Source organism: Serratia sp. 2723 (genome assembly GCF_050434425.1).
Classification (GTDB): domain Bacteria; phylum Pseudomonadota; class Gammaproteobacteria; order Enterobacterales; family Enterobacteriaceae; genus Chania.
The window spans coordinates 1-20,574 of the sequence record NZ_JBNDIN010000011.1 but is presented as its reverse complement, the minus strand read 5'-3'; the positions used below and the strand labels follow the sequence as shown (position 1 = coordinate 20,574).

The 20,574-nt window shown below is 53.1% G+C and carries 18 protein-coding genes; 8 read left to right on the top strand and 10 right to left on the bottom strand.

What is annotated here, in order from left to right:
- Window positions 1-3 precede the first annotated feature (3 nt).
- From dtd to typA, 4 genes are all read right to left on the bottom strand, one after another.
- Complete coding sequence (gene dtd / locus ABIE29_RS16495) at window positions 4-441, bottom strand: D-aminoacyl-tRNA deacylase (protein ID WP_429619773.1); 438 nt, start codon at window positions 439-441, stop codon at window positions 4-6.
- Window positions 438-1,331 (bottom strand): virulence factor BrkB family protein, encoded by an 894-nt coding sequence (locus ABIE29_RS16490; protein ID WP_429619772.1) that lies wholly within the window; start codon window positions 1,329-1,331, stop codon window positions 438-440. The genes dtd and ABIE29_RS16490 overlap by 4 nt, the downstream gene beginning before the upstream one ends.
- 53 nt (window positions 1,332-1,384) lie before the next feature.
- On the bottom strand, window positions 1,385-1,975 hold the full coding sequence (yihX, locus tag ABIE29_RS16485) for a glucose-1-phosphatase (RefSeq protein ID WP_429619771.1): 591 nt from the start codon (window positions 1,973-1,975) through the stop codon (window positions 1,385-1,387).
- A gap of 164 nt (window positions 1,976-2,139) precedes the next feature.
- Window positions 2,140-3,963 (bottom strand): ribosome-dependent GTPase TypA, encoded by a 1,824-nt coding sequence (gene typA, locus ABIE29_RS16480; RefSeq protein WP_024482961.1) that lies wholly within the window; start codon window positions 3,961-3,963, stop codon window positions 2,140-2,142.
- Window positions 3,964-4,344: 381 nt separating this feature from the next.
- Between typA and glnA the strand changes: the two genes are divergently transcribed.
- The 4 genes from glnA to ABIE29_RS16460 all read left to right on the top strand — a co-directional run bounded on the left by glnA (window position 4,345) and on the right by ABIE29_RS16460 (window position 8,826).
- Complete coding sequence (gene glnA / locus ABIE29_RS16475; RefSeq protein ID WP_024527823.1) at window positions 4,345-5,754, top strand: glutamate--ammonia ligase; 1,410 nt, start codon at window positions 4,345-4,347, stop codon at window positions 5,752-5,754.
- Between the two features lie 194 nt (window positions 5,755-5,948).
- A complete protein-coding gene (gene glnL, locus ABIE29_RS16470) occupies window positions 5,949-6,998 on the top strand; it encodes a nitrogen regulation protein NR(II) (RefSeq protein ID WP_429619770.1) in 1,050 nt (349 codons plus the stop codon).
- 10 nt (window positions 6,999-7,008) lie between these two features.
- Window positions 7,009-8,421 (top strand): nitrogen regulation protein NR(I), encoded by a 1,413-nt coding sequence (glnG, locus tag ABIE29_RS16465; RefSeq protein WP_024527821.1) that lies wholly within the window; start codon window positions 7,009-7,011, stop codon window positions 8,419-8,421.
- A 282-nt stretch (window positions 8,422-8,703) separates the two neighbouring features.
- Window positions 8,704-8,826, top strand: coding sequence for a YshB family small membrane protein (locus ABIE29_RS16460; protein ID WP_137751101.1), 123 nt, complete (start codon window positions 8,704-8,706; stop codon window positions 8,824-8,826).
- A gap of 48 nt (window positions 8,827-8,874) precedes the next feature.
- Here ABIE29_RS16460 and hemN read toward each other — a convergent pair whose 3' ends face one another.
- A complete protein-coding gene (gene hemN, locus ABIE29_RS16455; protein ID WP_429619769.1) occupies window positions 8,875-10,248 on the bottom strand; it encodes an oxygen-independent coproporphyrinogen III oxidase in 1,374 nt (457 codons plus the stop codon).
- Between the two features lie 186 nt (window positions 10,249-10,434).
- A complete protein-coding gene (yihI, locus tag ABIE29_RS16450) occupies window positions 10,435-10,983 on the bottom strand; it encodes a Der GTPase-activating protein YihI (protein WP_429619768.1) in 549 nt (182 codons plus the stop codon).
- Window positions 10,984-11,728: 745 nt separating this feature from the next.
- Here yihI and yihA point away from each other — a divergent pair.
- Complete coding sequence (gene yihA, locus ABIE29_RS16445) at window positions 11,729-12,376, top strand: ribosome biogenesis GTP-binding protein YihA/YsxC (protein WP_429619767.1); 648 nt, start codon at window positions 11,729-11,731, stop codon at window positions 12,374-12,376.
- A gap of 544 nt (window positions 12,377-12,920) precedes the next feature.
- On the opposite strand, the gene polA is transcribed toward yihA, so the two are convergent.
- Entirely contained in the window at window positions 12,921-15,716 is a 2,796-nt protein-coding gene (polA, locus tag ABIE29_RS16440) for a DNA polymerase I (RefSeq protein ID WP_429619766.1), read from the bottom strand.
- Window positions 15,717-16,261: 545 nt separating this feature from the next.
- Here polA and ABIE29_RS16435 point away from each other — a divergent pair.
- Entirely contained in the window at window positions 16,262-17,149 is an 888-nt protein-coding gene (locus ABIE29_RS16435; RefSeq protein WP_429619881.1) for an acyltransferase, read from the top strand.
- A 49-nt stretch (window positions 17,150-17,198) separates the two neighbouring features.
- On the opposite strand, the gene dsbA is transcribed toward ABIE29_RS16435, so the two are convergent.
- From dsbA to ABIE29_RS16420, 3 genes are all read right to left on the bottom strand, one after another.
- Window positions 17,199-17,822 carry a thiol:disulfide interchange protein DsbA gene (gene dsbA / locus ABIE29_RS16430; RefSeq protein WP_429619765.1) on the bottom strand — a complete coding sequence of 208 codons (624 nt, stop codon included), beginning with the start codon at window positions 17,820-17,822 and terminating at the stop codon, window positions 17,199-17,201.
- A gap of 29 nt (window positions 17,823-17,851) precedes the next feature.
- A complete protein-coding gene (locus ABIE29_RS16425) occupies window positions 17,852-18,838 on the bottom strand; it encodes a serine/threonine protein kinase (RefSeq protein WP_429619764.1) in 987 nt (328 codons plus the stop codon).
- 85 nt (window positions 18,839-18,923) lie between these two features.
- A complete protein-coding gene (locus tag ABIE29_RS16420; protein ID WP_024527814.1) occupies window positions 18,924-19,193 on the bottom strand; it encodes a YihD family protein in 270 nt (89 codons plus the stop codon).
- 151 nt (window positions 19,194-19,344) lie between these two features.
- On the opposite strand from ABIE29_RS16420, the gene mobA reads away from it, so the two are divergent.
- A complete protein-coding gene (gene mobA / locus ABIE29_RS16415; protein ID WP_429619763.1) occupies window positions 19,345-19,935 on the top strand; it encodes a molybdenum cofactor guanylyltransferase MobA in 591 nt (196 codons plus the stop codon).
- Window positions 19,932-20,453 (top strand): molybdopterin-guanine dinucleotide biosynthesis protein MobB, encoded by a 522-nt coding sequence (gene mobB, locus ABIE29_RS16410; protein WP_429619762.1) that lies wholly within the window; start codon window positions 19,932-19,934, stop codon window positions 20,451-20,453. Before mobA ends, mobB begins: the two co-directional genes overlap by 4 nt.
- Window positions 20,454-20,574: the final 121 nt, after the last annotated feature.

The window sequence follows — 20,574 nt, the reverse complement described above, 5'->3', positions numbered from 1 at the left end:
TCTTTAAACCTGCAGCCAGAACGTCACCGGGCCATCGTTCACTAATGCCACCTGCATATCGGCAGCAAACTCACCGGTCTGGGTTTCAATACCACGTTCCTGGCACTGCCCAACAAAATAGCGGTATAGCCGATCGGCCTCTTGGGGCTCCGCACCGCGCGAAAAGCTCGGCCGCATGCCTTTCTGGGTATCGGCTACCAGGGTGAACTGCGACACCACCAGCAGGCTACCACCGGCCTGCTGAACGTTGAGATTCATCTTGTCATTCTCGTCGCCGAAGATCCGGTACCCCAGCACTCGCTCACACAGGCGTTGGGCTTTTTGCTCGTTATCATCCTGTTCGACGCCCAATAACACTAACAAACCGGGGCCAATCTTGCCTACCGTCTTACCTTCTACCGTAACACTGGCGTTTAATACCCGTTGAATTAACGCAATCATAACGATCCTTCCTGCTCCTGTTTTTGCTGTTGTTCTGCTTTCTGCTGCCGGTAAAGGCGGGACTCGCCCAACGTAACGGTGATTTCGGCGCCCAATAACACGATACACCAGCTCCAATAGACCCATAAAAATAAAATCGGGATCACCGCCAGCACGCCGTAGATCAGCTGGTAGGAGGGGAACATGGTGACATACAGCGCAAAGCCTTTCTTACCCAGTTCGAACAGCACCCCGGCCACCAGCGCCCCGACCAGCGCATCTTTCGCAGGCACGCGTACCGTAGGCACCACGCTGTATAACAACCAGAAAGAGACCCAGGACAGGATCAGCGGGAAGATGCGCAACACCTCATCCACCAGGCTGTTAACGCCGGTTTGCGCCAACCAGTTTAGTGACAACAGATAAGAGCTGATCGCCATACTGGCCCCCACCAGCAGTGGGCCGAGGGTCAGCACCATCCAGTAAATGGCAAAGGAAACCACGATCGGCCGTTTATTCTTGCTGCGCCAGATGGTGTTCAACACGCTATCCACCGAAGAGATCAGCAGCAGCGCGGTGACAATCAGGCCGCAGATCCCCACGGCGGTCATCTTGCTGGAGTTGGCAACAAACTGCTCCAGGTAACGTTGCAGCACATTACCGGCAGCGGGCATAAAGTTGGAGAAAATAAAGCTTTTCAGCTGGACGCTGATGTCCGCAAACATCGGGAAAACGGCGAACAACGCAAACACCACGGTGATCAGCGGCACCAGCGAAAGTAGCGAAACATAGGCCAGATGGCCCGCCAACATGGTCAGGCCATCCTCATCAATACGTTTAATCAGCAACCGCCCGAAGGTTATTCCGGGTTTGATCGACGATGGCAGCTTTTTGCGGCGGAAAAACGACATGGCTTCTTCATCCTAAATGTCAGTCTGGACGCCTTAAGCTTAACGTACGGTGTTTATTGAGCAAAATAAGCCGGTACAACCTGGCGATCGATGACGTGCACCGCCTCGATCCCCAGCGCTGCGGCCGCTTCTACGTTAGCCGCCACATCGTCAAAGAATACCGCCTGGTCCGCCGGGGTATTTTCCGCCTTCAGTACGTGCTGATAGATGTTGGCATCGGGTTTGCGCATGCCAAGATCCTGCGACAGGTACATGTGATCGGCCGCTTCGGCAACCTGAGGGTAGTGCTGAGGCCAATAATTGCAGTGCAGACGATTGGTATTCGATAACACCACCACGCGATGTCCTTCGTTGCGCAGACGGTGCATAATCTCGATCACTTCAGGGCGCAAGGCGACAAACACCGCCTGCCAGCCGGTAGCAAACTGCTCAAAGCTGAGCGCTATCCCCATCTCCTCACACAGTTTGGTTGCAAAGTCTTCGTCGCTGACCTCGCCGCGCTCGTGTTGTTGGAATACCTCGCCCATGCTAAAGCGTTCGGACAACGTCGCCAGCGGTGTGCCGCTCAGGTTGCTCCATACGCCCAGTACACGTTTGAAATCGATATCGACAATCACATTACCTAAATCAAAGATATACAGCATAGTCCTCTCCCATGGGCCAGTGAGATTTCACTGTAACGGGAAAAGTTAAAGCTGAACAGAGAGCGGAGTGAAAAGCGCATGGCGCGCCGCAGAAAGGGGGAAAGACAGAGTAAAAAACTCAGGGCGCTGTGCACGCCCTAAGTATTGCGGATTAAATCGGCGAATTAAGCTTCTTTAGGACCACGGTTGGCACGCTTACGATCGTTTTCCGTCAGGTGACGTTTACGGATACGGATCGAGATTGGCGTGACTTCTACCAGTTCGTCATCATCGATGAATTCCAGAGCCTGCTCCAGAGACATTTTGATGGCCGGAACCAGGGTAGTCGCTTCATCGGTACCCGATGCACGCATGTTGGTCAGCTTCTTACCGGTCAGGCAGTTCACGGTCAGGTCGTTAGAACGTGAGTGGATACCGATGATCTGGCCTTCATACACTTCAGCACCGTGGCCCAGGAACAGCTTACCGCGATCTTGCAGACCGTACAGAGCGAACGCTACCGCTTTGCCCTGGCCGTTAGAGATCAGCACGCCGTTCTGACGCTGGCCCACTTCACCTTGACGCACATCGTCATAGTGGCTGAAGGTGGAGTACAGCAGACCCGTACCCGAAGTCATGGTCATGAATTCGTTACGGAAACCGATCAGGCCACGGCTTGGGATCACGTAGTCAAGACGCACACGGCCCTTGCCATCTGGATCCATGTTTTTCAGGTCAGCTTTACGCTCACCCATCGCCTGCATCACAGAACCCTGGTGCTGCTCTTCGATATCCAGCGTCACGTTCTCGAACGGCTCTTGCTTGCGGCCATCGATTTCACGGAAGATAACTTTCGGACGGGAAACCGCCAGTTCAAAACCTTCACGACGCATGTTTTCGATCAGGACCGACAGGTGAAGCTCACCACGGCCTGAAACACGGAATGCATCAGCATCTTCGGTTTCTTCAACGCGCAACGCCACGTTGTGCACCAGTTCCTTGTTCAGACGCTCAAGGATTTGGCGTGAAGTCACGAACTTGCCTTCTTTACCACAGAACGGTGAGGTATTGACGTTAAAGAACATGCTTACGGTAGGTTCATCAACCGACAGTGCTGGCAACGCTTCAACCGCGTTCACATCACAAATGGTGTCAGAGATGTTCAGTTCGCCCAGGCCGGTGATGGCAACGATGTCGCCCGCTTCGGCAACGGTGGCTTCGATACGTTCCAGGCCCATATGGGTCAGCACTTTACCGATTTTACCGTTACGGGTTTTGCCTTCGCTGTCGATCAGGGTGATCTGCTGGTTAGGCTTCACTTTACCACGCTTGATACGGCCGATGCCGATAACGCCCACGTAGTTGTTGTAGTCCAGCTGGGAGATCTGCATCTGGAAGGGGGCTTCCAGCTCAACCTGCGGCGCAGAGACGTGATCGACAATCGCCTGGTACAGCGGAGTCATGTCTTCGGACATATCGTTATGGTCAAGACCCGCGATACCCATCAATGCGGATGCATAGATGATTGGGAAGTCGAGCTGTTCGTCGGTAGCGTCCAGGTTTACGAACAGGTCGAAGACCTGATCCACAACCCAGTCAGGACGCGCGCCAGGGCGGTCAACCTTGTTGATTACCACGATCGGTTTCAGACCATTAGCAAACGCTTTTTTGGTCACGAAACGGGTTTGCGGCATTGGGCCATCCATTGCATCCACAACCAGCAGCACCGAGTCGACCATTGACATCACGCGCTCTACCTCGCCGCCGAAGTCGGCGTGTCCTGGGGTATCCACGATGTTGATGCGGTAGTCTTTCCAATTAATGGCGGTGTTTTTTGCGAGGATGGTAATCCCACGCTCTTTCTCCAAATCGTTGGAGTCCATTACGCGTTCTGTCGCTTCTGAACGCTCTCCGAAAGTACCGGATTGTTGCAGCAACTTGTCAACCAGGGTGGTCTTACCATGGTCAACGTGGGCAATAATGGCGATGTTACGCAAATTTTCGATCACAGCTTTGCCTCAGGCATTAGAAATAGCGCGCTATTGTACACGTATTAAGCGAGGGACTAAACAAGATCACAACACTCTCTTATAAACAACTGTGTACAGGCTAGTTTGTGATCCCTTTCACGGTGCAAAAAGCAGCAATCGATGATGTTTTGCACCATTCCAGTGCTCTACCCCAGGTTATTTGCACCACCATAGTGCATTGCATCGCTAATGGTGCATACTGGCGATGGGCAAAACCCGCACAAACCGGCGATTTTTTCGCTTTTTAAAAGTTGGCACAGTTTTCGCTTTGTTTTAAATAAGAGCCTAGACAGGGCAAAACAGGCCAGTACACAGATTCGTTCCACGACGATGACAACGATAAATCCGGGAGAGTTAAGTATGTCCGCTGAACACGTTTTGACGATGCTGAATGAGCATGAAGTGAAATTCGTAGACCTGCGTTTCACTGACACCAAGGGTAAAGAACAACACGTCACCATCCCTGCTCATCAGGTAAATGCCGACTTCTTCGAAGAAGGTAAAATGTTTGACGGCTCCTCAATCGGTGGTTGGAAGGGCATCAACGAATCTGACATGGTCCTGATGCCAGACGCCAGCACGGCGGTTCTGGATCCGTTCTTCGAAGAATCTACCCTGATCATCCGTTGTGACATCCTCGAGCCAGGCACCATGCAGGGCTACGATCGTGACCCACGTTCGATCTCCAAGCGTGCCGAAGATTTCCTGCGCTCTTCCGGCATCGCCGATACCGTGCTGTTCGGGCCGGAACCGGAGTTCTTCCTGTTTGACGACGTGCGCTTTGGCAGCAGCATCCGTGGTTCCCATGTCAGCATTGATGACATCGAAGGCGCCTGGAACACCAGCACCAAATACGAAGGCGGCAACAAAGGCCACCGTCCAGCGGTAAAAGGCGGTTACTTCCCAGTGCCACCGGTCGACTCTTCACAGGACATCCGTTCTACCATGTGTCTGACCATGGAAGAAATGGGCCTGGTGGTTGAAGCTCACCACCACGAAGTGGCAACCGCCGGTCAAAACGAAGTGGCTACCCGCTTCAACACCATGACCAAGAAAGCCGACGAAATCCAAATCTACAAATACGTGGTTCACAACGTGGCTCACGCATTTGGCAAAACCGCGACCTTCATGCCAAAACCGATGTTCGGCGATAACGGCTCAGGTATGCACTGCCACATGTCACTGTCCAAGAACGGCACCAACCTGTTCGCTGGCGACAAGTACGGCGGCCTGTCTGAAATGGCGCTGTTCTACATTGGCGGCATCATCAAGCACGCTAAAGCGATCAATGCCCTGGCCAACCCGACCACCAACTCCTACAAGCGTCTGGTCCCAGGTTACGAAGCGCCGGTTATGCTGGCTTACTCTGCCCGTAACCGCTCTGCGTCTATCCGTATCCCAGTGGTTGCCAGCCCGAAAGCGCGCCGTATCGAAGCTCGCTTCCCGGACCCAGCGGCTAACCCATACCTGTGCTTCGCCGCGTTGCTGATGGCTGGCCTGGACGGCGTGATCAACAAGATCCACCCTGGCGATGCCATGGATAAAAACCTGTATGACCTGCCGCCGGAAGAAGAAGCTGAAATTCCAAAAGTGGCTGGCTCACTGGATGAAGCAATGGCCGCACTGAACGAAGACCGTGAATTCCTGACCCGCGGTGGCGTATTCACCGACGACGCGATCGATGCCTACATCGAACTGCGTAAGGAAGAGATGGATCGCGTGCGCATGACGCCACACCCGGTTGAGTTCGAACTGTACTACAGCGTTTAAGCCATACCCGCGCTGTCTACGGATGGCGCATCGCTCGCTATTTATCTAAGCCGTTTTTTTGTTGCCGTGGAAACTTTTAGCCCATCTTCGGATGGGCTTTTTTCTCCACCGTATGTTCTGCAAAACTATTTCATACCGTGATGGTTACGGATGGAGTAGGATGGATGCACTAAAAAGGTGCAGGAGACTGCTGTATGGCAACCGGCAAGCTGCCCGATGCTGGGCAGATCCTCAATTCTCTCATCAACAGCATTTTGCTGTTGGATGACACACTGGCGGTCCACTACGCCAACCCGGCGGCACAACAGCTGCTGGCACAGAGTTCTCGTAAACTTTTCGGTACACCGCTGCCCGATTTACTTGGCTATTTTTCGCTGAATATCGATCTGATGCGCGAGAGCCTGCATGCTGGCCAGGGCTTTACCGATAACGAAGTGACCCTGGTGGTCGACAGCCGCGCCCATATCCTCTCCCTGACCGCTCAAGCGCTGCCTGAAGGCTTTATTCTGCTCGAGCTGGCCCCAATGGACAATCAGCGTCGCCTCAGCCAGGAGCAGTTACAGCACGCTCAACAGGTTGCGGCTCGCGATCTGGTGCGCGGCCTGGCCCATGAAATCAAAAATCCGCTCGGCGGTTTGCGGGGTGCCGCGCAGTTGCTGGCCAAAGCCTTGCCAGACCCCTCGCTGACGGAATACACCAAGGTGATCATCGAACAGGCCGACCGGCTGCGTAATCTGGTAGATCGCCTGCTAGGGCCACAGCGCCCCGGCCAACATATTACCCAGAGTATCCATCAGGTTGCGGAACGGGTCTGCCAATTGGTGTCGTTGGAGAAACCTGATAACGTCACGCTGGTGCGTGATTACGACCCTAGCCTGCCGGAGTTGGCACACGATCCCGACCAAATAGAGCAGGTGTTGCTCAATATCACCCGCAACGCGCTGCAGGCGCTGAGCGAAACCGGTGGCACCATCACGCTGCGCACGCGTACCGCGTTTCAGATCACCCTGCACGGCACCCGCTACCGGCTGGCGGCACGGATCGATGTTGAGGATGACGGCCCGGGCGTACCGGCCCAGTTGCAAGACACGCTGTTCTACCCAATGGTCAGCGGCCGCGAAGGCGGTACCGGTCTGGGGTTATCCATCGCCCGTAATCTAATCGATCAGCATTGCGGAAAAATTGAATTTAACAGTTGGCCAGGTCACACCGAATTCTCGGTTTTCCTGCCTATTCGCCAGTGAGGTTTGTGCTATGCAACGAGGGATAGTCTGGATCGTCGATGACGATAGCTCCATCCGCTGGGTGCTCGAACGTGCGCTCACCGGAGCCGGGGTGAATAGCGTCACCTTCGACAGCGGCAATGCCGTGTTGGAAGCATTGGCCACGCAAACTCCCGACGTGCTGCTGTCTGATATCCGTATGCCGGGTATGGATGGCCTGGCGCTGCTCAAGCAGATCAAACAGCGTCATCCGATGCTCCCGGTCATCATAATGACCGCGCATTCCGATCTGGATGCGGCGGTCAGCGCCTATCAACAAGGGGCGTTCGATTACCTGCCAAAACCCTTTGATATTGATGAGGCCGTCGCGCTGGTAGAACGTGCCATCAGCCATTATCAGGAGCAGCAGCAACCCGCTCGCAGCCAGCCCGCCAACGATCCCGTCGCCGATATTATTGGTGAGGCCCCGGCGATGCAGGATGTGTTCCGCATTATTGGCCGCCTGTCGCGTTCCTCCATCAGCGTGCTGATCAACGGGGAGTCGGGAACCGGGAAAGAGCTGGTCGCCCATGCGCTGCATCGCCACAGCCCACGCGTCAAATCGCCGTTTATCGCTCTGAACATGGCCGCGATCCCCAAAGACCTGATCGAATCTGAACTGTTCGGTCATGAAAAAGGGGCGTTTACCGGCGCCAATCAGATCCGTCAGGGCCGTTTTGAACAGGCCGACGGCGGCACGCTGTTCCTGGATGAAATCGGCGATATGCCGCTGGATGTGCAAACCCGCTTGCTGCGCGTGCTGGCGGACGGCCAGTTCTATCGCGTGGGTGGCTATGCGCCGGTGAAGGTCGACGTACGTATCATTGCCGCCACCCACCAGAACCTGGAGTTGCGCGTCCAGGAGGGCAAATTCCGTGAGGATCTGTTCCACCGCCTGAACGTAATCCGCGTACATCTGCCCCCGCTGCGCGAACGCCGTGAGGATATTCCGCGCTTGGCACGCTATTTCCTGCAGGTGGCTGCGAAAGAGTTGGGTGTGGAGGCGAAGAACCTGCATCCGGAAACCGAAACTGCCCTCACTCGCCTGCCGTGGCCGGGCAACGTACGCCAGTTGGAAAACACCTGCCGCTGGTTGACCGTGATGGCCGCCGGGCAAGAAGTACTGATCCAGGATCTGCCCTCGGAGCTGTTTGAAACCGCAGCGCCGCAAGCCAGTAGCCACGGCCTGCCGGACAGTTGGGCCACGTTATTGGCACAATGGGCCGACCGCGCGTTGCGTTCCGGTCATCAAAACCTGTTGTCCGAAGCTCAGCCGGAAATGGAGCGCACCTTGCTCACCACCGCGCTACGACATACTCAGGGGCACAAACAGGAAGCCGCCCGCCTGTTGGGATGGGGCCGGAATACCTTGACGCGCAAGCTGAAAGAATTAGGGATGGAGTAAATAATATCCCCTCACCCTAACCCTCTCCCAAAAGGAGAGGGGACCGAACGTGCCACTGATTTACCCCTGCACTCAGTTGCTACATTGTTCTTGGGAAGTGTCACAGAATAACGCCCCACCTGATATCAACTCCGTGCCAGCTCCCTCTCCCTGTGGGAGGGTTGGGGTGAGGGGTAATTGATGATTAAAAATACAATCCAGCGCACAAAAAACCAGCGATTCAAGGCTTTTACCGGGTTTGCGACAGCAGTATGATCGAAACGCAAACTCAGGAGGTTTTTAATGCTGGATACACTCATCGTCTTTCTTACCCAAGGCGCAGACGTCGGCTCTGCCGTCAGCCATTCACCGCAGGCGGCAGTTGCCACGGTGTTGTGCGCCGCACTGATAAATTTCTTCAGTTAACAGGGCGCAGCACGCTGCGCCCCTACACATCCGCCGTGGTGTTGCGCGTCAGATAACCCGAGAGAACTGTTGGGCGCGGGCCTGTTTACGCAGGTAGATATCGAAGCACATGCAGATATTACGGATCAGCAAGCGCCCACGAGGCGTAACGCGGATACCGTGGTCATCGCGCTCCACCAGCCCGTCACGTTCGAAAGGTGCCAGCAATTCCAGATCGGCGGCAAAGTAATCCGCAAACGCAATGCCGTATTGCTGCTCAATCGGTTGATAGGCCAGTTGGAAATTACAGATCAGCGTCTTGATCACGTCACGGCGCAGGCAGTCATCTTCCGTCATCGCCAGGCCACGCCACAGGGCGTTCCCCTGCTCTTCCACACTAGCGTAATACACCTTCAGCTCTTTCTGGTTTTGCGCGTAGCTGTCACCCAGCATGCTGATGGCGGAAACCCCCAGGCCCAGCAGATCGCTGTCCCCTTGGGTGGTGTAACCCTGGAAATTGCGGTGCAGCTTGCCTTCGCGCTGGGCAATCGCCAGCTCATCGTTCGGCCGGGCAAAATGGTCCATACCGATAAACTGATAGCCCGATTCCGTCAGCGAAGCGATGGTTTGCTGCAGAATATCGAGTTTCTGCTGGGCGCTCGGTAGGTCGGCGTCCTTGATTTTACGTTGGGCAGCAAACAGGTTCGGCATATGGGCGTAGTTAAATACGCTCAGGCGATCCGGGCTCAGCTCCGCCACCCGTTGCAGCGTGAAGGCAAAACTCTCTGGCGTCTGCTTCGGCAGGCCGTAAATCAGATCGATATTGGTCGAGTTGAAACCTAGCGCTTTTGCCCGAGCGATCAGGGCAAAAATGAACTCTTCATCCTGCTCGCGGTTAACCAGACGCTGCACTTCTTTATTGAAGTCCTGCACCCCCATGCTGAGGCGGTTGAAGCCTTCGGCACGCAGGTGGTCCAGCACGTCCAGCTCGATTTCCCGCGGATCAACTTCGATCGACATCTCCATTTCTGGCTGGAAATCAAAGTGCTGGCGTAGCATGGCGACCAAGCGGCTGATTTGCTGCTTATCCAGATAGGTTGGCGTACCACCGCCCCAATGCAGTTGGCTGACCTTGCGGCCGGCAAACAGGGGGGCACGGGCGATGATTTCCTGCTCCAACACGGCCAGGTATTCATCGGCCTTGTGAGTCTGGCGTGTAACCAGCTTATTGCAGCCGCAGAAATAGCAGAGCTTGTGACAGAAAGGAATATGGACATACAGCGACAGCGGGCGCTCAGGGTAGCGCGTAGCCGCGCGTTGAAACGCGGCTTCGTCGTAGTCCTGGTTAAACTCCAGCGCCGTGGGGTATGAAGTATAACGCGGGCCTGAATAGTTATATTTTTGGATCAGGGCCAAATCCCAGACAATGGTCTGTTCTGACATGCTTGCTCACTCCTTCCGATATTTTTTCCTACCGGGCCGGGAAATGGGCAGTTGTCTACGCTGTCTGGCCGCGGAAGCACTGCGAAAACGCGTTTTGCGCTTCGACAGCCGCCATAGTTTACCTAATAACCACAGTAGATAACATGTCAACAGTAGGGCTATTGCCGGGATCAGCGACATAACCGCTTAAAATACGTCTTTCGGGTTGCCGCCTTTCAGCAGTTTCAGAATATCTTCCTGCTTCTCTTCCTGCTCTTCGTCGTCTTCATCACCCAGTTCGATGCCCAGCTGTTCCATCAGTGCATCGATACGATCCAGGGTTTGATCGACGTAAGCCTGATCTTCTGCGTTCAGCGTGGCACCTTCGTCCAGGCGATCCAGCAAGGCATCCAGACGCTCATCGTTTTCCAGCTTGGTCAGTTCTTCTTCTGGCGTAAGGCGCGGTTTTTCTGCCTTCGGTTTTGGCTGTGGCTTGGTCGCCTTCACTTTAGCGTCAACCACCAGCGCAACCGGCACTTTACTGCCGAGACGAGGATCTTTGGGTTGCGCACCAGTTTTATTTTTCTGGTTGGCGGACTCAACCTGGGTACGTGAACCGGAAGCCAGGCCACGGCGCTTTTTCAGACGCTTGCGCTCACGCGCTTCCTGATCGAGCTCCACACGACTTTTCTTTTTACTTTTTGACGTCGCCGCGCTGCTGCGTGGGCTGCGAGGTGCTTTTGATGGCTGGTTCATGGCTTTTACTCTTAGGTATGTAGATCCAGTATAGAATTGCTATACGGTTGCGGCGGAATCTAGCAGAAAGCAGACAAAGAAAAAAGGCGGCAGGTTAAAACCTGCCGCCTATTTCGCACCTTCAGTCGAAGGATATTCCTGCTCCGCGCTCCATGCGCACACTCAACATCCCGGTCTTTCCATCTGCGATAACCGCGCTCCCTGCTACTACGTCTTTCATCCTGAAAGAAAAAATCATCCGTGCTGCGATCCATTCGCTTCCACTCTTCCTGAGTGCGCTTCCCGCGAGCATCCCAATTGCAGTCACTTCATCATCCGTGTACTATTTATGCGCTCCGGCACCAATAGTCTCAATTCCATCTGACATCATCCTGGTACTCATTACACTGCCTGTGTATTCCCTGAGATTTGTCATCCTTCCTGGATGTTCCTGTTTCCTTGGCCTCCTGCCTTGCAACCTACTTTACGCTTTTATGGGGTATGCTCAAGATACCTACAGGCGGCTTACGGCGATCTTTTGCTTTTAAAAAATATAATGCATTGTTTTATAACACATAAAATACCTGTAACTTTCGAATAAAGCGACATTACCCCCTATTCGAATGGTCAATGTCTCACACGGCAGGTACTTTTTTGCCATAAGGATTTTGTGGTTAATCGCTTAAAAACCGAGAAACACACCCTTTTACCGCTGATGCAGTTATAATCGCCCACCAGATAGCCATCCTCACGGAGACGAAAAATTTTGACCAGCAAGAACTACAATTACCATGTGACCCATTTCGTCACCAGTGCACCCGATATTCGCCACCTTCCGGGGGATGAAGGTATTGAAGTTGCGTTCGCCGGCCGCTCCAACGCCGGTAAGTCCAGCGCACTGAATACCCTGACCAATCAGAAAAGCCTGGCACGTACCAGTAAAACGCCGGGGCGTACCCAGCTGATTAACCTGTTCGAAGTCGAAGAAGGCATTCGCCTGGTCGACCTGCCAGGCTATGGCTATGCCGAAGTGCCGGAAGAGATGAAGAAGAAATGGCAGCGGGCGCTGGGTGAATACCTGCAAATGCGTAACTGCCTGAAAGGCCTGGTGGTGCTGATGGATATCCGTCATCCGCTCAAAGACCTGGACCAACAGATGATCCAATGGGCCGTCGACGTTGGTACTCCAGTGCTGGTCCTGCTGACCAAGGCCGATAAGCTGGCGTCTGGTGCCCGCAAAGCGCAACTCAATATGGTACGTGAGGCCGTGCTGCCATTTATGGGAGACATTCAGGTAGAAGCCTTCTCGTCACCGAAAAAGATCGGCGTCGATAAACTTAGCCAGAAGTTGAATACCTGGTTTAACGAGATCCCACCGGAAGTGCTGCCGGAAGAAGATTTCGGCGGGGAATAATAACCGCTGCGGGTATTTCGTAGGGACATGCATGCAGAGCCGATGCCGAGACATCGGCTTTTTTATGTCCGTTTTCACCCCCGCACGAGGCGCATTTCGTTATCTAATTACAATTTTGACTAAAAGCCATCATCAAAACTTATGGCAGATGCGACGCTGTCAGGGGATAAATGCAGATAAATCAGCCAGGGAAACGGCGGGAGAAGAGAAAGAAGGGATAACAAAAATCGATGGTTTGTCGTTGTTTTTACAATAAAAAACGCCCCAGTCAATACTGACTGGGGCGGCTAAATATTCAGCCAAATCCGATTACGTGAAGTAAAAGGTCTGAAAGATAGAACATCTTACCTCTGTACCCTACGCCTGTAACTCTACATCATTTTTTCGCGCTGCAAAAGAATTTTTTGTAGTTTAGTTACACGTTCCGGGCACTCACAACGGCAATTTAGTCGAAAAAATCGCCGCAGAATGTTGCTCAATTACCAAAAATGCTTAGGTTTTCGCCAGTTAGGGGAAACTGGCCATAACGCATCACCCAGGGTAATCAGTGAGCCTCATCCCAGTTTTTACCTACGCCGATGTCCACCCGCAGCGGAACCGCCAGTTGCATACTGTTTTCCATTAACTCATGAATGCGCTGGCTGGCCTCTTCGATAGCCGACTCGTGGATTTCAAACACCAGTTCATCGTGTACCTGCATGATCATACGCACCAGCGGCTGCTCAGGCCCTTGCAGCCAGGCATCCACCTCAATCATCGCACGTTTGATGATATCCGCAGCAGTGCCCTGCATAGGGGCGTTAATCGCCGCTCTCTCGGCCGCCTTGCGACGCATACCGTTGCTGGAGCGAACGTCCGGCAGATACAACCGGCGGCCATCCAGCGTGCTGACGTAGCCCTGCTCGGCAGCCTGCTGACGGGTGCGTTCCATATACTCCAGCACGCCAGGGTAACGTTCGAAGTACAGATCCATATAGCGCTGCGCTTCGCCACGCGGGATCCCCAGTTGGCGAGCCAAACCGAATGCGCTCATGCCGTAGATCAGGCCAAAGTTGATCGCCTTGGCACTGCGGCGCTGTTCGTTGGTGACCTTATCCAACGCCAGACCAAAGACTTCTGCCGCCGTTGCCCGGTGTATGTCCTTACCTTCAGCAAACGCCTTGAGCAAGCCTTCGTCCTGCGATAAATGGGCCATGATGCGCAGCTCAATCTGCGAGTAGTCCGCAGCGACAATACGGTAGCCCTCAGGCGCAATAAATGCCTGACGGATACGACGCCCTTCATCGTTACGCACCGGAATGTTTTGCAGGTTTGGATCGCTGGATGACAGGCGACCGGTGGCGGTGACGGCCTGATGATAAGACGTATGCACCCGCCCACTAACCGGGTTGATCATCAACGGCAGCTTGTCGGTATAGGTGGTTTTCAGCTTCGCCAGGCCACGGTATTCCAGGATCACTTTCGGCAGCGGATAATCCAGCGCCAACTCGGCCAGCACTTCCTCATTGGTAGAAGGAGCACCGCCTGGGGTCTTTTTCAGCACCGGCAGCTTCTGCTTTTCATACAAAATGGTCTGTAACTGCTTGGTCGAGGCCAGATTAAACGGCTCTTCTGCCAGTTCATGGGCCTGTATTTCGAGCTCAGCCAGGCGCTTGGTCAACTCAATGGAGTGAGCAGCAAGGATATTAGGATCAATCAGCACCCCGGTGCGTTCGATATGGGAAAGCACCGGCAACAGCGGCATTTCAATCTCATTGAATACCGTTAGCAGGTCCTCACTCTCTTTCAACTGCGGCCACATCGCCAAATGCAACTGTAGCGTAACGTCGGCATCTTCTGCCGCATAAGGGCCCGCCTCTTCAAGGACGATCTGATTGAAGGTTAGCTGTTTTTTGCCTTTGCCCGCGATCTCTTCGAAGGTGATGGTTTTATGGCCCAGGTAGCGATCGGCCAGGCTATCCATATCGTGACGGCCACTGACGCTGTCGAGTACGTAGGACTCCAGCATGGTATCGTAGGCAATCCCGCGCAGATCGATGTCATAGCGTGCCAGCAGGCTTTTATCGAACTTCAGGTTCTGCCCGACTTTGCACGCCTTCTCGTCTTCCAGCAGCGGCTTCAGGGTGGCCAGCACGTGGTTACGATCCAGCTGTGGGGGAGCATCCAGATAATCGTGCGCAACCGGCAGGTACGCCGCCACGCCAGGCTCAATGGCGAAGGACAGGCCGATCAGGTTGGCCGTCAGGGTATCCAGACCGTCAGTTTCGGTATCGAAGGCGAAAACTTCGGCCTGTTTCAGGCGCTGCATCCAATCGGCGAAGGTTTCCTCATCCAGAATGGTGACATAGCCTTCCTGCGACAGGGTAGGTTCTGCAGCGGCTCTTGGTGCCTCAGCCATTGCAGCTGGTTTGGCTGCCGCGCTGGCCTTACGGCCTGACCCTTTGTTTTCCAGCCAGGTCCCCGCTTCAACATCGGCCATCCAGCGTTTGAACTCGTAGCGCTTAAACAGTGCCTGCAGTTGATCGACATCCGGTGGGCTAACTTCCAGTTCACTGCATGTCAGATCCAGTTCAACATCGGTTTTGATCGTCGCCAGTTTGTAAGAGAGGTAGGCCACCTCTTTGTTCTGCTCCAGCTTGGCCGCCATGGTCTTGGCACCGCGGAAACTCAGCGTGGCGATACTCTCCAGATTGGCATAGAGCTGATCCAGACCCCCTAGCCCTTGCAGCAGCGCCTGGGCCGTTTTCTCACCGACCCCGGGTACGCCAGGGATGTTATCTGACGAATCCCCCATCAACGCCAGGAAATCGATGATCAGTTCAGGAGGAATACCGTATTTATCACAGACCTCCTGCGGGCCGAGGATGGTGTTGTTCATGGTATTGATCAGGGTGACATTCGACGTCACCAACTGAGCCATGTCTTTGTCGCCGGTACTGATCAAAACGGCATGACCCGCTTTTTCTGCCTCTAGCGCCAGGGTACCGATCACGTCATCGGCCTCTACGCCAGGTGTGACCAACAGCGGTAACCCCATGGCTTTAACCATCTGATGCAGCGGTTCGATCTGCGCTCGTAAATCGTCCGGCATCGGTGGCCGATGTGATTTATATTCGGCAAACAGCTCATCACGGAAGGTCTTCCCTTTGGCATCAAACACCACCGCCACATGGCTGGGGGTATACTGTAGCAGCAGGCTGCGCAGCATGTTCAGCACACCGTACATCGCTCCCGTCGGCTCACCGACCGAGTTTGTCAGCGGTGGAAAGGCGTGGTAAGCGCGGTAAAGGTAAGAGGAACCATCCACCAGGATTAATGGGTTTTCTGCAATCTGGGCCATAACGTTTCTTTTTCGTGAAAAGGACTGGGGTAAGCATGCCATAGCTAGCCGCTGGTGACGAATCTTAGCGTGCAATATGGCCAAATTAGATGAGATCCTGTGAAGCGATCCGCAAGATCCCACCTGTGGATAACTTTGTGCATAGTTTGGCAACTGAATTATAACGAAGAGAATATCGTTATAATGAAAAATAAATTTTATAGATAAATCACAATGTTGAAGGAGGGGAGTGACAATTTTGCTATTTATCGTGTTTCAGTTAATTTGTGGATATAACTGGGGCCGGAGTTTAATCGCATGTGCAATCAATTTTGCTACCTCAATCACCATAGCACAAGATTGAAAACCTGCACGCCAACGGCAAACAACAGGCAATTTCTACCTGGTTAAAATCGCTTACTTTTAGCCACATGTTCTTGGCCGAAATTCTGTTAAAATATTTTTTGTTGATACGTACCGACATATCTATACCCTATGAATTTCAAGCTGCTGCTCGAAAGACGACGGGTATAATGATGTTTTCCTCAACCGTCAGCGCTAAACCCATGCCAAAATTGCTAGCCCCTGTTATTTTTATCTTTTCTGCGCTGCTTGCCGTTGGCGTGACGATGCTGTGCTCTATCCCGATTGTTTTGGCCGGTATCATTAAGCTTTTGATCCCCATGCCCGCCGTTTGGCGATACATTTCAGCCTTTGCTGACCTGATGATGTGGTGCTGGTGCCAAAGCCTTGCGGTGTTGTTACGAATTAATCCCCGATTGCAGTGGGATATACAAGGGCTACACGGGCTGGAGAAAAAGAATTGGTATTTGCTGATCAGCAACCATGAAAGCTGGTCGGACATTGTGGTGCTGTGTGTGTTATTCCGTCACCATATACCTATGAATAAGTACTTCCTGAAGCAGCAATTGGCCTGGTTCCCCTTCGTCGGTCTGGCCTGCTGGGCGCTGGATATGCCTTTTATGAAGCGTTACTCGCGGGCCTATCTGCACAAACATCCGGAAAAACGCGGCAAGGATATCGAAACTACGCGGCGTTCCTGCGACAAGTTTCGCCTGCGCCCGACCACTATCGTCAATTTCGTTGAGGGCTCTCGTTTCACCGAGGCCAAGAAAATTAAAACCCGCTCCCCATACCGTAATTTGCTCGCCCCCAAAGCTGCCGGGATCGCCTTTACGCTTAGCGCGCTTGGTCAGCAATTTGATAAGATCCTGAATGTCACCTTGTGCTATCCGGATAACCGTGAGCATCCCTTTAGGGATATGTTGTGTGGCCGTTTGCAAAGGATTGTCGTCAGGATTGAATGCCTGCCGATTGATGAGTCACTGCACGGGGATTACTTCAATGACAAACTGTTTAAACGTAAATTCCAGATTTGGCTGAATAGGTTATGGCAGGAAAAAGATGGTTTGCTAGACAGGCTCAAGCGTTAATAAGTTAAAAAAAACGCCGGGTTAACCGGCGTTGATTTCTTGCTGCAGGTTACTTCTGTTCGGTCAGGAACTTAACGACATCAGCAAATTGCTTGACGTAAACGTCCATGCTGCTGGTATCCAGGCCATCGTTTTTCACCATGTATTTGCCATTAACAAATACCGCTGGCACGCCACGCAGTTGCAAATCTTCTGCCGCTTTCTCTTGCTGAGCCACCAGAGATTTCACCACGAAGCTGTTTAAAGCCGCATCATAGTCTTCGCCTGCTACGCCAGCATTGACGAAGACCTTACGGATATCATCAGGCGTTTGTACGGTTTGAGTTTTCTGAATCGCTTCAAACATTGGCTGAGTAATTTTGTCTTCTACACCCAGTGCCATGGCAACTGCCCAGGCTTGAGTTAATTGCTTACCCAATGGACCCAGGAATTCCACATGGTACTTGGTCATCTTGGTGCCTTCAGGCAGCGCTTTTTTGACCGCATCAGAGATATGGTAAGTCTCTTCAAACTGGTAGCAGTGCGGGCAGTAGAAAGAGAAGAACTCCAACACCTGTGGCTCGCCAATTACCGGCTTATCCAAAGTGATGTATTGCGTACCGTCACTGAATTGCGCAGCGGAAGCACTGAATGCCATCACCATACCAACGAGTGCCAACCAAATTTTTTTCATAAAACTAAACTCTCCATTATGTTAAAGCTTCAATACATTGGCATTAGCTGCAGAGGGGGTTCCTGCAACAGCTTAACCTGTTCAGTAAATGCCGCAGTCTGAGATAACCAGAAATCAGACTCCGCCATCCACGGGAAATTTTTGGGAAACGCGGGATCCTGCCAACGGCGTGCTACCCATGCCAGGTAATACACCATGCGCATGGCCCGCAAGGGTTCAATCAACGCCAGCTCACGCTGATCAAATTCGGCAAACTCGCCATAGGCCTCCAGCAGGATATCCAGCTGCATCAGCCGATCGCGACGTTCACCGTGTAACAACATCCACAAATCCTGTATTGCCGGCCCGTTGCGTGCATCGTCAAGATCGACGAACAGCGGCCCATCACGCCACAAGATATTGCCTGGGTGGCAATCGCCATGCAAACGCAGCGGTTGCCAATCCAGCTGCCAGTGCGGTTTGATAGCGTCAATCAGCGTATCCGTAGCCCGCAGGAAAGTCTCGCGCTGGGCCTTGGGGACTAAATCACAGCTGGCCAAAACCTGCCGTGGCTGCGTGAGATACTCTTCAATGCCAATGGTCGGCCGCTCGGTAAACAGACTTTCGCTACCCACCTGGTGGATACGGCCAAGAAAACGCCCAACCCACTCCAGCTGTTCCAGATTATCGATCTCATACTGTCGGCCACCAACGCTCGGAAATACGGTAAAGAAAAAGCCCGCATGGGTGTGCAGCGTATTTCCCTGTAATACCAGTGGCGCGACCGCCGGGATTTCGTTGTGCGACAAATCCAGCGCAAACCGGTGCTCTTCACCGATTTGCTCTGCACTCCAGCGTTCGGGGCGATAAAATTTCACCACGTAACGCTGACGATCTTCATCCATAAACTGGTAAACGCGGTTTTCATAGCTGTTGAGCGCTGTCAGCCCAGAATCAACACGCAAGCCGATCCCTTCCAGCGCATCCATAATCAGATCGGGAGAAAGGGTTTCAAAATTAAATGCAGAGTTGTTCATAACAACCGTTCAGTTCGCCAGTTGACAACAGCGTGCCAAGAATAAGAAATAGTAGCGCTAATCACATCACCGCCACGCATGAATGCTAATCTTTTATCACGCCACGAGCACGCAGCAACGCCGTTTTAAAATCGTCTTCGTAGTCTTTCTTCAAGCCTGGGATCTGTTCTGTGCCCGCACTGCCGCGCATTTTCAGGTGATAGATCAAGATGTCATCGCTCAGATCGCCTAACTCACCCTGAAAACCCGCTTCCTGCGCCAGCTTCTGCAAAAACTGAATCAGGTTGAGATCGGGATCCTGCTGCCAGGCCGGGTGCAAAAGCTCAATCAATTCGTTTACGCGATGCGTTTTCATAACAAGATATCATCCAATGAAGTGATAAACCCACAAAGTAGCAGGCTTAACTGCTTAGTGAAAGAACCAGCGTGTCAATAAAGGTAAATCATGATGTCTGAACAGGTTTAGCGCTACAATCAGGGGATTAGAGAGGGGCTGGATGATGACTATGCATGCAAATATAACCGGCGTTATTCTGGCCGGTGGGCGCGCTACCCGCATGGGTGGGAAAGATAAAGGATTGGTGCCAGTGGGAGATAAACCCCTGTACCAGCATGTGCTGAGCCGATTAACACCGCAAGTGAGCCAGGTGATCATCAGTGCCAACCGTAATCAGCAATGTTATCAGCAAAGCGGCTTAGAGGTCGTCGGCGATCTGACGGCAGATTACCCAGGCCCTTTAGCCGGTGTATTGGCAGGTCTCACTTATGCCCGCACACCATGGATTGTCTGCGCACCCTGCGATGTACCCGACTTCCCTCTCAATCTGGTAGAACGGCTTTGGCTGCACAAGGGCACTGCCTTGGCCGCCTTTGCTTGCGATGGTGAACGTGAACATCCTACCTTTGCTTTACTGCATATCAGTCTGGCAGAGGAGCTCACCCGTTATCTAGCCCGAGGGGAACGCAAATTGATGCTGTTCATGGCGGCTATTGGTGCACAACAGGTGGTATTCAGCGGGCAGCAAGATGCCTTCCGTAATTTGAATACCCTGGAAGATTGCCAACAGTGGCAGCAGGAAAAGGGGGGAGATCAATGACGAGGTTATTGCCCCCCTTGCTGGCTATCGCCGCCTATAGCGGTACAGGTAAAACCACTCTGCTTAAGCAATTGATCCCGCTATTAAAACAGCAACAGGTGCGAGTTGGCCTGATCAAGCATACCCATCATGATATGGATGTAGATACGCCTGGCAAGGACAGCTATGAACTGCGCAAGGCGGGTGCAGACCAGACGCTGGTTGCCAGCGATAGGCGCTGGGCATTAATGAGCGAAACACCGGAGCAACAGCCTTTGGATCTCCAATATCTGGCCAGCAGATTCGATCACAGCAAGGTGGATTTGATCCTGGTGGAAGGGTTCAAGCATGAGCAGATCAGCAAAATTGTTCTCTATCGCGAGGAGGTCGGTAAACCGCTTGCAGATATGTTGGATCAATACGTTATTGGCGTAGCTAGCGATAAGAAAATTGAAGGTATTGCGCCGTTGTTAGATATCAATCAGCCTGAAACGATCGCTGGGTTTATCGTTCAGTGGCTGAAGCAGACAAAGGCATAGTGCCCTCACCCTAACCCTCTCCCCCAGGAGAGGGAACCGATCGAGCTCGCGACTTTCCCTGTGTAATACTTCTTCCTTCTTCTTACTCATCACTGCCGAAGCGTCATGGGCTAATCAATGG

Bases quoted from the DNA above. Each gene is read 5' to 3' on its own strand.
- dtd (WP_429619773.1), bottom strand. From the start codon at position 441: ATGATTGCGTTAATTCAACGGGTATTAAACGCCAGTGTTACGGTAGAA.
- ABIE29_RS16490 (WP_429619772.1), bottom strand. From the start codon at position 1,331: ATGTCGTTTTTCCGCCGCAAAAAGCTGCCATCGTCGATCAAACCCGGA.
- yihX (WP_429619771.1), bottom strand. From the start codon at position 1,975: ATGCTGTATATCTTTGATTTAGGTAATGTGATTGTCGATATCGATTTC.
- glnA (WP_024527823.1), top strand. From the start codon at position 4,345: ATGTCCGCTGAACACGTTTTGACGATGCTGAATGAGCATGAAGTGAAA.
- glnL (WP_429619770.1), top strand. From the start codon at position 5,949: ATGGCAACCGGCAAGCTGCCCGATGCTGGGCAGATCCTCAATTCTCTC.
- glnG (WP_024527821.1), top strand. From the start codon at position 7,009: ATGCAACGAGGGATAGTCTGGATCGTCGATGACGATAGCTCCATCCGC.
- ABIE29_RS16460 (WP_137751101.1), top strand. From the start codon at position 8,704: ATGCTGGATACACTCATCGTCTTTCTTACCCAAGGCGCAGACGTCGGC.
- hemN (WP_429619769.1), bottom strand. From the start codon at position 10,248: ATGTCAGAACAGACCATTGTCTGGGATTTGGCCCTGATCCAAAAATAT.
- yihI (WP_429619768.1), bottom strand. From the start codon at position 10,983: ATGAACCAGCCATCAAAAGCACCTCGCAGCCCACGCAGCAGCGCGGCG.
- polA (WP_429619766.1), bottom strand. From the start codon at position 15,716: ATGGCCCAGATTGCAGAAAACCCATTAATCCTGGTGGATGGTTCCTCT.
- ABIE29_RS16435 (WP_429619881.1), top strand. From the start codon at position 16,262: ATGCCAAAATTGCTAGCCCCTGTTATTTTTATCTTTTCTGCGCTGCTT.
- dsbA (WP_429619765.1), bottom strand. From the start codon at position 17,822: ATGAAAAAAATTTGGTTGGCACTCGTTGGTATGGTGATGGCATTCAGT.
- ABIE29_RS16425 (WP_429619764.1), bottom strand. From the start codon at position 18,838: ATGAACAACTCTGCATTTAATTTTGAAACCCTTTCTCCCGATCTGATT.
- ABIE29_RS16420 (WP_024527814.1), bottom strand. From the start codon at position 19,193: ATGAAAACGCATCGCGTAAACGAATTGATTGAGCTTTTGCACCCGGCC.
- mobA (WP_429619763.1), top strand. From the start codon at position 19,345: ATGCATGCAAATATAACCGGCGTTATTCTGGCCGGTGGGCGCGCTACC.
- mobB (WP_429619762.1), top strand. From the start codon at position 19,932: ATGACGAGGTTATTGCCCCCCTTGCTGGCTATCGCCGCCTATAGCGGT.